We start from the raw sequence: 12,448 nt of genomic DNA, 5'->3' as shown, positions 1-12,448 counted from the left end.
ATTGGCAGCCTTTCACGCCGTTTGGTGCTAAAGGAATTTTTGATGGGGCAGCGTTAGTTTTCTTTGCCTTTTTAGGCTTCGATGCGGTTTCCATGGCTGCTGAAGAAGTAAAAAATCCTCAGCGAGATGTACCCCGGGGGATTATCGGTTCCATTGCCATCGCTACCGTGCTTTATATTGTGGTGACGTTAATCATGTCGGGAATCGTCCCTTACGAAAAATTAAACGTCACCGATCCTGTGGCCTTTGCCATGCGGTACGTAGGTCATGATTTTCTCGGTAGTGTGATTGCCATTGGGGCGATTTTAACCTTGCTGACAGTGACGATTTCTATGATGTATTCCTTAGCGCGGCTGCTTTACACTATGAGTAAAGACGGCCTGTTGCCTCGCTTTATGCAAGAGATTGATCCTAAACATCGAACTCCCAAAAAAGCGACCTTTGTAGCCGGTGTGGTTTCATTATTTTTTGCTGCAGCTTTTCCTTTAGAAATTTTAGCAGAATTGACCAATATTGTGGCGTTGTCTTATTTGGCGCTAATGGGCTTGGGCTTGTTGAAACTGCGAAAAACCATGGGCCCACCTCGAAAAGGGGAATTCAAAGTACCTTTTGTGCCTGTTTTACCATTGCTGTCTGTGGCTAGTTGTGTTTTTTTAATGTTGCAGCTTCAGGGGATTACCTGGATTGTCTTTGGTATTACCGTCTTAATCGGTTTATTGATTTATGTTTTTTACGGGTATCAGCACAGTGCTTTAAATCAAAAATAAAGAAACGACAATCTTCTTCATGGTTGAAGAAGATTGTCGTTTTTTATTTACGCTCTTTAACAACTAGTGTTGGTAAAGAGCCAATTTTATCATAGCAGAAAAACAGCTAAAATAAGCAATGCAAATTAAAAGAAGTCCAAAAAAGACGAGTGTTCGTCTTTCATGGACTTCTGTCTTAAACATAAGGTCGAATATTTAAACTAACTTGGCCTTTTTCCCACAGCTCTTGAGGCGTAAAATGATTATTTTCATCAAAAGTAATCGAGCCATCTGTTTCAATTGTCACCGGTTCGGGCAGGTTTTTTAAGGGATTAATTCTGATTTTAGTAGGTGGATCCACTTTTATTTTAAGGTAGCGTTCCACCTGATTGTCAAATCGAACTTTCAAAATGCCGGATGTATATTCTGCCTTGATAGCTTTCGGGACGCTTTTTTGATTTCGTTCTTTTTCCATGCCCCATCCCCCCCCTGATGGAAAAGTCAGTTTAGCGTTTTGGACCGGTTGTCATTTCTAACAGTTTGTTCTTCAAATCTTCTTCCATGTTGCCTAATTCGATTTCGGCAGCTCGGCGTTTTTCCTTACCTTCTTGTTGGATGCGCAAGGTTTCTTGGATGGTTTCTACCAAGTCGTTTTGCGTTTTTTGCAAGGTTTCAATATCCACAATGCCTCGTTCGTTTTCTTTAGCTGTTTCAATGGCAGAAACTTTTAGCATTTCAGAGTTTTTCTTCAATAAGTCATTAGTGGTTTCAGAAACTTGCCGTTGTGCCGTTACCGCATCTTTTTGACGAAGGAGGGTTAAGGCAATCACCACTTGGTTTTTCCACAATGGAATGGCGGTGTTAATAGATGCTTGGATTTTTTCAGCTAAGGCTTGGTTGGTATTTTGAATCAAGCGAATTTGGGGCGCTTGTTGGATGGTGATTTGGCGAGCAAGGCGCAAATCATGGGTCCGTTTGTCTAAGCGATCCAAAAACTGGCTGTAGTCATTGACGATTTGAACATCCATTTGATCGCCACTGGCTTGGGCTTTTGCCATTGCTTCGGGGATGATGGTAGTTTTTAATTCTTCTGCTTTTAATTCCCCGGCGGCAATATAGATATTCAACGCTTCAAAGTAGTCTTTGTTTTTATGGTAAAGCTGTTCAAGCATTAAGTTGTCTTTTAAGAGGCCATTTTTTTCTTTGTCCAGTTTAACGGCGATTTTATCGATTTGGGCCCCAATTTTTTGGTATTTAGCAGTGATTTCATAAATGGATTGTTTCACTTTGCCAAACATCCGTTTAAATAAACTGCCTTCTCCTGCCCGTAAATCATCTGGATTGGCTTCGTTTAAGCGATACATCAGCTCGGTTAAGCTATCGCCTACAGGACCGATATCATTGGCCTGTACATGATTTAACATGGACTGGGAAAACTCGCTTAATTTTTGTTGGGCCACGGCGCCATAAGTGATGACTCCTTGTTGGTCGGTAACATCGATTTTTTCGGCTAATTCTTTGGCTTGTTCTTGTCGCTCCGGTGGCAGTTTGTCCACTAATCGATCGGCTTGTTGCTGCTCTTTTAGCGCATTGATTTCATTTTGTTGGGTTTCAGTTAAGGCGCCCACCGGTGTAGAAAAAGGGGTACCTAGTAAGTCTTCTAATGCAGAATCCACATTTTGCTGAGGTCGATTGTTTTCAGTCATGGTTATTCCTCCCGTTTGTTTCGAAAAAAATCTAGCGTCACCGCTAGATTTTTTCGGCTGTACTATTTATATTATCCCGTTTTAGGCTTTGTTTGGCAATGGAAAGCTCCACATCCATCTCTTCAAAATCATCCGCCACAAACTGTTGGTAGTCTTGGGCGATTAAAGAGGCCATTTGATCGATAATTTGAGCACTTTCTTCAATTTTTTCATAAGTTTCGCGACTCTTGATTTCATGGTCATTGATTTCGATAAATTTATCGGTTAAATCCACCATGTTCGGTAAGTGAGTGTAGAGAAAGTGATTGGCGCAATGGAGCTTTTGTGGTTCTTTCACCAATTCCTTAAACAGTGCTTTTGCTGCTCGCAATGTATCTCGCCGTAAGTCAATGGCTTTTAACTTGGCATTTTTGTTAATATTTTTTTGTAATTGCTCGATTTGTTCTTTGGCCATGCCCATGGTATCCCGGAAATATTCAATTTCACTTTGGCTCATGCCGGTATTGCGGTAATGCTCTTCTCGTTCCTTGGACAACAGAGGTAAGCCTTGCTTAGTAGTGCCTTTTTTTGCATTTCCCTTTAAGCCGGTGACTACGAGAAAAATGCCAAAAGCGACTAGCAAGAGCGGGAAAAGACTGAAATCGGAGTTGGCGGCACCGATGAACAGTCCCAGTACGATTAGTCCTCCAATCGTGGTCAGGATGATTTTTTTCATAAGTTTATCCTCCTAAAAGTAGGTAAGTGAAGTAAATTAGTAAGTATCTTAAATGCCGGGCAAAGGACCCGGGAGATGTCTACGAAACCATTTTAGCACGCAGGCTAGGCAAAAAAAATCAGACTAAGGGTTGATTTTTTTAATTTAGGAAAAACATAAGGTTCTCAAGGGATTTTTAACTCCCCCAATTTTAGAAAACGTGTATACTACTAGTAAGTAACGACGTGTGAATTGAAAGTCGTGAGAATCTAAAATGAAAGTGGGAGAGAAATGCTTTCTTTTGAAAACTTTGAAGAAAAAACCATTAAACGAGAAATGCTCTTTCAAGGAAAAATTATTGAAGTCGCTTTAGACGAAGTAGCTTTGCCTAATGGAGGAGTGGCGAAACGGGAATTGGTCTTCCATCCTGGCGGGGTGGGAATTGTGGCGATTACCCCAGAGGATAAGATGCTTTTTGTCCGTCAATTCCGCAAACCTTTAGAGCGAGTGATTTTAGAGATTCCAGCAGGGAAAATCGACCCTGGTGAAGGAGATCGTCCAGAAGTCACCGGAGCTCGAGAGTTAGAAGAGGAAACGGGTTACCGTCCTGAAAAGATGACGCATTTGGATTCTATGTATTTGTCGCCGGGCTTTGCCAATGAAATGCTTCATTTGTATTTGGCAGAAGGGCTGGTCAAAGTGGAAAATCCCAAGCCCATGGATGAAGATGAAGTGATTGAAGTCTATGAATTGACTTTAGAAGAAGCCCAAGAAGCCCTAGCCAAAGGAGAAATCTGTGATGCGAAGACGATTTATGCTTTGCAATACTGGCAGTTGGCTTTAAAGAAAGGACGGGAAGACCATGGCTAGAAAACCCTTAGTGACCCGCAGCTCCTTGCGTCAGCATCGCCAAGGGCAAGAAAGTCAGAACACCGAAACACCCCCAGTGAGAAATGTGACACGGATTCCCAATAAAGCTCGCTTAACTCAAAAACAGCCTTTGACACAAGAAGTAGTCCCAGAAAGGGAAGAAAAAAAGGTCAAAAAGAATTTTTGCCGGAAAGAAAAGACGGTAAAGCCTTTGACAAAATCCCGTAGTGTGGAAAATCAAAAATCTCGGGAGTTAAACGGCTTTTTAATGGGTTCCATTGTAGTGGTTTCCTTATTGATTGTGGTAGTGATGTTGGCTACTTTCTTCCTTTAAAAATAATAATTGAATTTGAACGGACAGGAGATAGTAAAATGAAAATTGGAATTATCGGCGCTATGGATCAAGAAATTAAAGTCTTGAAAGAAAATCTAGACCATCCCGTTTCTTGGGAGCGGGCCAACGCCTTGTTTATCTCAGGAGGAATTGGCGCTCATGAAGTGATTTTAGTCCGCTCTGGTATCGGTAAAGTGGCGGCTAGCACCATTACCAGCTTATTGATTCAAAAATATGGGGTTAATATGGTGATTAACACCGGTTCAGCCGGTGGTATTGGTGCCGGCCTAAAAGTTGGCGATATCGTGCTTTCAGATAAACTGGCTTATTTTGATGTGGATGTGACAGGCTTTGGCTACCAATATGGTCAGCTGCCAGCGGGAATGCCGTTATACTTTGAAGCTAGTCGTTATTTGCTTAGCGAAATGGAAAAAGCCGCCGCTGCTACTAATCATAATGTGCATAAAGGGCTGATCGTCACAGGGGATACTTTTGTCAACAGCCCTGAAAAAGTAAAAGAAATCTTGCACCATTTCCCAGATGCTTTAGCCAATGAAATGGAAGGAGCTGCCGTGGCTCAAACGGCCATGTTGTTCCAAATTCCTTTCTTAGTGGTACGGGCCATCAGTGATACTGCTGACCACGAAGCTGCCCAAACCTTTGATGAATTTATCGATGAAGCAGGAAAACGTTCTGCTCAAATGGTCTTAGAATTTGTCACTCATCTTGTCTAAAACGCCCAATAAAAATCAGAAAAGAGGAATAACCGATGAAAGCCTTGATTTCCATTGATTACACCTATGATTTTGTCGCTACGGATGGTAAATTAACTACTGGAGCAGCCGGCCAAGCCATTGAAACGGAGTTAGTCGCATTGACCAAAGAATTTATTACAGCAGGAGAATACGTGGTTTTTGCCATTGATGCCCATGATCCTAATGATCGCTATCATCCTGAAAATAAACTTTTTCCCGCTCACAATGTGATTGGTACCAAGGGCCGTGACCTTTACGGTAGTCTCGCCACTTTGTATCAAGAAAATGAACAAGCGGAAAATGTTTACTGGATTGACAAGCGCCATTACTCCGCTTTTAGTGGCACGGATTTGGATATTCGCTTGCGAGAGCGAGGCATTAAGGAGTTGTACTTAACGGGAGTCTGTACCGATATTTGTGTCTTACACACAGCAGTAGATGCCTATAATTTAGGTTATCAGCTGGTGATTCCCGAAAAATGTGTGGCTAGCTTTGATGAAGCGGGACATGAGTGGGCGTTACGTCATTTTCAAAATACATTAGGGGCGAGAATGATTTAGTCTCACAAAGACCTTCAGTTGCGGCTGGAGGTCTTTTTTTGTCATTGAGTTGATCATTCAGGCATAAAAAAAACTCGCCGCTGGTCAGGCGGCGAGAGGGAGGAGAAAATGAAAAAGTGTTAGGGTTGTTTGTTGGTATGTATATAGAATAGCCAAGAAATTTGAAGATTTTGTGATGGGAAAAAGCCAAAAGTGTAAAGAAATTCTCAGGAAAAAGATACGGTGTCTGAGTAATGCTGAAATAAAAAAGAGCCTGCCAGTTGGAGGCTGGCAGGCAAGGAGTTAAAAAATGAAAAAGTGTTAGGGTTGTTTGTTGGTATGAATATACTATAGCCAGAAAATGTGAAGGATATATGAACAAAAGGTAACCATCTGTATAAGATTACACAGTTAGAATTAGCTGTTTTTCTGGCGGACTAAATTATTTAAAGTTTGGAAGAGAGCGATGGATTGAGGATCGCTCCCGGTATGATCCCAGAAAAAGACCTTGGCATCAGGAAATTGGCGAGTGAGAATCAGTGAAGAGGTAATCACCAAATCGTATTCTGGCAAATGCTCACTATTAAAGGTTTCCCAAGTCGCGTATTTCAAGTCTGCCAAAAAGCGTTGCAAGTTGGTAATCAACAAATAGTTGTGTTCTAAGGCAATGCCGACATTTACCTTGGTGGCGACTTTTTTCCAATCAAAGAAAGGCTCCAAAATTTCGGTAAAGGAGCTGGCGATTAAGGGAATCGTTTCTGGCGTTAAGAAGGACTGATAGTCAGCCCGATTGCTAATTTCCGTTAAAAATTCCTGCCCACTTTTCCGGAGTTCTCGTAAACTTTGCAAAGGAGCTTGTTCTCGCCCTAGAATATGTGGAATATTAGGGAAAGGATGTTTAATTGTGTAAAAGCCAAAGCCGATGTTTAGCAAGTTTCCTAAAATCGTAGGTTGATCCAACACTTCTTCGTATCCTTGGAAAAAGTGTTCTTTGGCCCAAGCTAAATAGTCTTGGGCTAATAGATATACCGGGTTTGGTCTTTCAGCAAAATCCTGTAAAGTGTGAAGCAATGCCGGATCGTCAGCAATGGTGTAAAAAGGAATCATATGAGACAGAAAATAGCCGAAATAAGTCTCTAATCGTTTCTGGCGAGAGTTCAACTCAAAGTGATCCCAGTCGTCTAAAATATCAGGATCGTAATAAGGATTGTCCTTTATTAAGAAAGTATAGGCCTTATCGAAGCGTACATAATTGCCTTTTTTTATGCGCAAGTAAGAAACGGCGGCTAAAAACTTTAATTCGTGGCGCCCGATATAGGTTCTGGCTAGAGGAAAGTGGGGAGCAAAACGATCCACCAATTCTTCAGCGATTCTTTCCTCCATAGCAGGAAATGGCCAGACTACTCCTTTTACCCCTAGCCAAGTAATATTAAAGAGAGCCAGGCGAATCAAGCGTTCATCCCCAGCCATGCCGGCTTCGGTATAAGTAAAGCGCAAGTTGAATTGCTTTAAGTAACGTTTTAAGTTTTCGATTTTGCGAGAAACAGTGGAGCGGCTGGAATTGTAGCGAATGCAAAAATCATCAATCGTGGGATGCTCTTCGTTTAAGAAATACAAAACAAATTGAAACGGCACTGAAGATTTCAGCAAATGATAACGGTAGTCATCAATGGTGCAAGAAAGATTTTGACTGTTGATTTTTCCAGCACGCAACAAAATAGACTGATGTTCAGGGTTTAGTTGGGCTAATTCCCGGTCGATTTCAGTCAAGTCAATAACAGTTTGTTGATAATTCAGATTCATTTCTGAAGCAATTTGGGCAATCGGATAACTAGGACTTGCCAAGTACATAATTTTTTTAAATAGTTGATATTTTAATAAAGTAGACGAATCCATGAGTAATTCTTCATAATGCATAAAAACAGCCTCCAATCCAGTCCTCGTCTTCCTTATTGTATCGTTTTTTGTAAAAACTGTCAGTTGATAACATCCTTTATCAAAAGTGACTGGGCAATGTTCAAGTGCGTTACAATGGGATTTTGCTCTCAAGACATAAAAAAGGCGCCTCAATCAGAAGCGCCTAAGTTTCGTTTATGCAGTTTTTTTGAATACACTCCAAACAAGGCCTAGAATAAAGCCCACTGAAGCCGGTAAAATCCAACCCATGCCGATAGCAAAGAAAGGTAAATAATTTTCTGCTAGTCCCAATAAATTTTGCACCAGGGAAGTGTCACGAATAATCGCCGGGCTGGCATTTAGTCCGTCAAAAATGGCCGCAATCAAAGTGAAAAAGGTAGTCATGCGATAGACGCTAGCTCGTTGTTTGAATAAAGGACCAAACAATGCCAATAAAATCAAAGTAATGGCTAAAGGATAAACAAACATTAAAACTGGTGTGGAAAATTCAATGATTTTGGTCAAACCTATATTGGCAAATAAGCAAGGTAAAATGCTGGCGATTGCCACAAACAAAGAATAGCTACGGCGGGGAAATAACTCCACGAAGGTTTCTGCAAAAGCGCTAATCAAGCCAATAGCCGTTTTTAAACACGCGATAATCACGATTAAAGCCAATAAGAGACTGCCAGCAGTGCCTAAGTAGTGCTTGGCAATTTGGGCTAGGGCAATGCCACCATTTTCACTTAAATCAAAACGCCCTAAACTCATGGTGCCCATAAAGGCAAGTAAAGAATAGATGATTCCCATCAGTAAGATACTGATAAAGCCAGATTTAACTGTATCAATCGCTAAGGTTGCCGGTTTTTGCACGCCCATGCCTTTTAGCGTATTGATGATAATAATCCCAAAGGCTAAAGAAGCCAAAGCATCTAAAGTATTGTAGCCTTGGGTAAAGCCAGTGATAAAGACGTCTTGCTGATAAGCGGGCTGAACAGTAGCCCCGCTAATGCTTCCCAGTGGTTTGAAAAAAGCAAAGGCTAAGAGTACACCTAGTAATACGAGAAAGACGGGATTTAAAAACTTGCCCACATACACCAAGAGTTTCGAAGGCTTTCGGGAAAAAGCCCAAGCAGCCACAAAGAATAAGAGACTGAATAAGGCCAAAAAGAGGGGATGATTTTCCTTTGGTAAAAAAGGTGCCAGACCAATTTCAAAAGAAGTGGTAGCCAGCCGAGGCAGTGCGAAGAAGGGCCCAATAACTAAATACAAAAGGACGGTAAAAATCAGCGCATAAGTCTTATGAATGCGGGTGGCTAAATCATAGAGACCGTTACTGCGAGAGACACCAATGGCTATCACCCCTAAAAAAGGCAAGCCAATGCCGGTTACTAAAAAGCCTAAATTAGCCATAAACACATTACTGCCAGCTTCTTGCCCCATGTGCACAGGGAAAATTAAATTACCTGCACCGAAAAATAAGCCAAAGAGCATGGAGCCAACAAATAAATAATCACTAAAGCGTAATTTTTTTTCCATAGAGAACTCCTTATAAGGGGATTTTAAGTAAAGAATCTATAACAAAATAACAGATACAAAAGCAGATGACAATCATTTTTGACCAGTAAAAGCAAAAATTAGCGACAAAATCAAAAAGCAAGGATTCCCTCTTAAGGAAAATCCTTGCCCATTTACTACTTAAGTTTTACGTTACTCGCTTTCCAACACCCGGTGCAAAAATTCTTTGGTCCGGGCTTCTTTTGGTGCCCCGAAGATTTCTTCTGGGCTGCCTTCTTCGGCGATAACGCCTTTGTCCATGAAAATCACTCGGTCAGAAACATCTTTGGCAAAAGCCATTTCATGGGTGACAATCACCATGGTCAAGCCAGTGTGAGCTAAATCTTTCATGGCTTTTAAGACTTCTCCTACCATTTCAGGATCCAAAGCAGAAGTTGGTTCGTCAAAGAGCATCACATCAGGATCCATGGACAATGCCCGGGCGAGTGCTACCCGTTGTTTTTGCCCTCCGGAAAGTTGGGCAGGCATGGCCTTTTGGAAACTAGCCATACCGACTTTTTCCAAGTTGATAAGGGCAGTTTTTTTGGCTTCTTCTTTGTTGCGTTTTAAGACGGTAATTTGGCCAGTGGTGCAGTTGTCCAAGACATTTAAATTGTTAAACAGGTTAAAGGATTGGAAAACCATCCCTAAGTGCGTGCGGTATTTGGTCAGGCTGTATCCTTTTGAAAGAACATTGTCGCCTTGGAAATAAATTTCGCCACTAGTGGGGGTTTCCAGTAGATTAATACAGCGCAACAAAGTGGATTTACCGGAACCAGAAGAACCAATAATCGAGACCACTTCGCCTTTTTTGACGGTAAAATCGATATCTTTTAAGACTTCGTTATCGCCGAAGCTTTTCTTTAAATGTTTGATTTCAATAATAGATTCTGTCATGGATTCTTCTCCTATTCTTTCAATTCCCCAGAGGTGGCTGTATCGGTTTTTTCATAGGAAGCAGGACCGTCTAAGCGGCTTTCTACAAAGCGCAAAAGGCGGGAAACGGTGATAGTCATCACCAAATACATCAAGCCGATAATGGCAAAGGTTTGGAAGTATTGGTAGTTGGTACCAGCTGCGGAATTTCCTTGGAAGAAGAGGTCCGCTACGGAAATTACGCTTAAAACTGCGGTATCTTTAATGTTGATTACAAATTCATTCCCGGTAGCCGGCAAGATATTCCGCAAGACTTGAGGCAAGACAACTTTGCGCATGGTTTGGCCATGGGTCATCCCAATGGCTTGGGCCGCTTCAAATTGCCCCGCATCCACGGCGAAAATCCCACCTCGAACGATTTCTGACATATAGGCGCCGGTATTAATGGAAACAATCAAGAGGGCGGCAAAGGTTCGATCCAAGTTAATGCCAAAAGCCATACCTAGCCCGTAAAAGATGACCATAGCTTGTACCATCATTGGCGTACCTCGGAAAACTTCAATATAAATGGTCAATAAGCCGTTGCAAAGTTTTTGAATGAGAGTACCTAGTTTACTGCCGGCTTTTGGCAACGTACGGAAAACCCCGATTAAGAGGCCAATCCCGGTTCCTACCACCGTGGAAAACAACGCGATAAATAAGGTTAAGCCTGCGCCTTGTAAGAAGAGTTTGCCGTAATTGTTCCAAATGTTTTTAAAGTCGTGAAGAAGTCCGCCTTCTTCTTGGGCATCGCTAGTTACCGGTTGATCTTCAATGGCTTGATCCATTAGTTTAATCCGCTCATCAGCGGAAATTCCCGCTAAAATCTGATTGACTTTGGCAATGTCAGCATCGCCTTTACGCATGCCAATGGCTACTTGCACGTCTTCAGGATTGGTTTCAAAACCTTGTCCTTCTGCAAATTCCACCATTTTGTATTTCTTGTCGGCGGTTTCTGCGGTAACGCCTTCTGGTCGCTCACTGACATAGCCATCGATATCCCCAGCAAGTAAAGCTGCCCTCATTTGCGAGAAACTTTTCGAAGCTTGCCGTTTGTCCACTTCAGGAATTTGATCAATTACCGTATAGTGGAAGGTAGATTGTTGGGCGGTGATTTTGGCACCGGTGAAATCCTTTAGTGACGTGGCATTGGCGTATTTACTATCGGCTTTGACCACTACTACCAAATCAGATTCGTAGTAAGGATCGCTAAAGTCGATTTCTTTTTTCCGTTCCGCAGTGGGAGACATCCCGGCAATTACAGCATCAATACGGCCAGATTGTAAGGCCACCGGCAGGCCATCCCAGTCGGTTTTAACAATTTCTAATTTTTTGCCTAAACCGTCTGCGATTTTTTTGGCGATTTGCACATCATAGCCTCCAGCCCAGCTATTGTTGCTGTCACCAATGGGAACGGCACCGTGGCTGTCACTGGTTTGAGTCCAGTTAAAGGGGGCGTATCCGGCTTCCATCCCTACGCGGAAAGTGTCGGCTGGAGTTTGTTCATCGGCGCTGACCGATTGTGTCATGCCTAACGTAATAAAGGGAACTAAGAAACTTAACAAGACAAACAGGGTGAACTTCTTTTTCATATTCTGCTCCTTCTTGAGAACCGCTTGCAATCGGTGAAGTTTCTGTCCGTTTTGGAGGACAAAAAAACAGCCGTTCCTATGTTAGGAAACGGCTGTTAACAAAATTCGTTGACAAACCACTCACAAAACATAGCGCACCTTGGCAAATGCCAAGACAGTCTGCAAATTATTCATTTGCAGCCCAACGAAGAAAGATTAGCATCTCAGTCTCGTTTCGGCGAATGTCCCTAGGCCTGCTTCAAGGCAATGCTATGCTCTGCAGGATTAATGACCTTCGCAACCTCTACTCGGTGAAGTCGGTATCTCGATTTTAATAATAGTGCTTTTTACATAATGGAGTTTACTAGATATGAAAGATAATGTCAATTTTTTCTGAAAATCAAAAAAACCAATCTGAGCTAACAGACTGGTTTTCGGTATGAAACGAGATTAAGCTGCTTTTGGTTTTGGTTCCCGGCCAAGGATGGCTTGAAGAACCGAAAGCCCAACTAATACGCCAAGGATCAAATAAATCAAACTAGAGTATTGGGTGATGCCCCAACCCCACGTACGATAAATAGCCAAGACGATTGCCAAAGCGATGGCAGCGATGACATTAAACAACGCAAAAGCCCACAAATTGCCGTTTTCTTTTCTTGCTAAATAGAAGATAGAGAAGAAAATGCTCAATGCTGCCCAAGCGATACAAACAATAATTGCAGCCCAGTAAATAATAAATGGTACCATGATGTTTCACCTCACTTTATTCCTTAGTCATTTTACCATGTTTCCTTTAAAGTGTCATGAAATGATGGTTTATTGTGAAAAAAATACCCAATCATTTGACCTTAGGAAAAGTTTAAGA

13 protein-coding genes and 1 riboswitch are annotated in these 12,448 nt (G+C 41.9%); of the genes, 5 read left to right on the top strand and 8 right to left on the bottom strand.

Going from position 1 to position 12,448, the window contains the following annotated elements; translation table 11 throughout:
- A partial coding sequence (locus tag AB5754_RS05925) for an APC family permease (RefSeq protein ID WP_368259505.1) occupies nt 1-767 on the top strand: 767 nt, incomplete at its 5' end.
- 175 nt (nt 768-942) lie between these two features.
- On the opposite strand, the gene AB5754_RS05920 is transcribed toward AB5754_RS05925, so the two are convergent.
- Genes AB5754_RS05920 through AB5754_RS05910 form a run of 3 tightly spaced genes read right to left on the bottom strand, consistent with a single transcriptional unit; the run spans nt 943 to nt 3,167 of the window.
- A complete protein-coding gene (locus AB5754_RS05920; protein WP_368251592.1) occupies nt 943-1,221 on the bottom strand; it encodes a hypothetical protein in 279 nt (92 codons plus the stop codon).
- A 31-nt stretch (nt 1,222-1,252) separates the two neighbouring features.
- The gene (locus AB5754_RS05915) at nt 1,253-2,452 is read right to left on the bottom strand and encodes a toxic anion resistance protein (RefSeq protein WP_368251590.1); all 1,200 of its coding nucleotides are present in this window, start codon (nt 2,450-2,452) and stop codon (nt 1,253-1,255) included.
- A gap of 43 nt (nt 2,453-2,495) precedes the next feature.
- Complete coding sequence (locus AB5754_RS05910) at nt 2,496-3,167, bottom strand: 5-bromo-4-chloroindolyl phosphate hydrolysis family protein (RefSeq protein ID WP_311833937.1); 672 nt, start codon at nt 3,165-3,167, stop codon at nt 2,496-2,498.
- Nucleotides 3,168-3,437: 270 nt separating this feature from the next.
- On the opposite strand from AB5754_RS05910, the gene AB5754_RS05905 reads away from it, so the two are divergent.
- The 4 genes from AB5754_RS05905 to AB5754_RS05890 are packed head-to-tail and all read left to right on the top strand — an operon-like array spanning nt 3,438 to nt 5,665.
- Nucleotides 3,438-4,016 carry an NUDIX hydrolase gene (locus AB5754_RS05905; RefSeq protein WP_311833938.1) on the top strand — a complete coding sequence of 193 codons (579 nt, stop codon included), beginning with the start codon at nt 3,438-3,440 and terminating at the stop codon, nt 4,014-4,016.
- A complete protein-coding gene (gene macP, locus AB5754_RS05900) occupies nt 4,009-4,350 on the top strand; it encodes a cell wall synthase accessory phosphoprotein MacP (protein ID WP_368251589.1) in 342 nt (113 codons plus the stop codon). Before AB5754_RS05905 ends, macP begins: the two co-directional genes overlap by 8 nt.
- A gap of 38 nt (nt 4,351-4,388) precedes the next feature.
- On the top strand, nt 4,389-5,084 hold the full coding sequence (locus AB5754_RS05895) for a 5'-methylthioadenosine/adenosylhomocysteine nucleosidase (protein ID WP_311833940.1): 696 nt from the start codon (nt 4,389-4,391) through the stop codon (nt 5,082-5,084).
- Nucleotides 5,085-5,119: 35 nt separating this feature from the next.
- The gene (locus tag AB5754_RS05890; protein ID WP_368251588.1) at nt 5,120-5,665 is read left to right on the top strand and encodes a cysteine hydrolase family protein; all 546 of its coding nucleotides are present in this window, start codon (nt 5,120-5,122) and stop codon (nt 5,663-5,665) included.
- Between the two features lie 396 nt (nt 5,666-6,061).
- On the opposite strand, the gene AB5754_RS05885 is transcribed toward AB5754_RS05890, so the two are convergent.
- The 5 genes from AB5754_RS05885 to AB5754_RS05865 form a co-directional block, all read right to left on the bottom strand.
- Nucleotides 6,062-7,561 carry a helix-turn-helix domain-containing protein gene (locus AB5754_RS05885; protein WP_368251587.1) on the bottom strand — a complete coding sequence of 500 codons (1,500 nt, stop codon included), beginning with the start codon at nt 7,559-7,561 and terminating at the stop codon, nt 6,062-6,064.
- A 174-nt stretch (nt 7,562-7,735) separates the two neighbouring features.
- Complete coding sequence (gene brnQ / locus AB5754_RS05880; RefSeq protein ID WP_368251585.1) at nt 7,736-9,079, bottom strand: branched-chain amino acid transport system II carrier protein; 1,344 nt, start codon at nt 9,077-9,079, stop codon at nt 7,736-7,738.
- 171 nt (nt 9,080-9,250) lie between these two features.
- Nucleotides 9,251-9,994 (bottom strand): amino acid ABC transporter ATP-binding protein, encoded by a 744-nt coding sequence (locus AB5754_RS05875; RefSeq protein ID WP_368251584.1) that lies wholly within the window; start codon nt 9,992-9,994, stop codon nt 9,251-9,253.
- An 11-nt stretch (nt 9,995-10,005) separates the two neighbouring features.
- Entirely contained in the window at nt 10,006-11,604 is a 1,599-nt protein-coding gene (locus AB5754_RS05870; protein ID WP_368251583.1) for an ABC transporter permease subunit, read from the bottom strand.
- Between the two features lie 122 nt (nt 11,605-11,726).
- Nucleotides 11,727-11,898, bottom strand: a riboswitch (Lysine riboswitch).
- Between the two features lie 135 nt (nt 11,899-12,033).
- On the bottom strand, nt 12,034-12,330 hold the full coding sequence (locus AB5754_RS05865; RefSeq protein WP_311833946.1) for a hypothetical protein: 297 nt from the start codon (nt 12,328-12,330) through the stop codon (nt 12,034-12,036).
- Nucleotides 12,331-12,448 lie beyond the last annotated feature (118 nt).

The organism is Enterococcus sp. 2201sp1_2201st1_C11_2201SCRN_220225, from assembly GCF_040925905.1.
Classification (GTDB): Bacteria; Bacillota; Bacilli; order Lactobacillales; family Enterococcaceae; genus Enterococcus_C; species Enterococcus_C asini_A.
The sequence above is the reverse complement of the archived record's forward strand: the minus strand, read 5'-3'. Positions and strand labels throughout refer to the sequence as shown.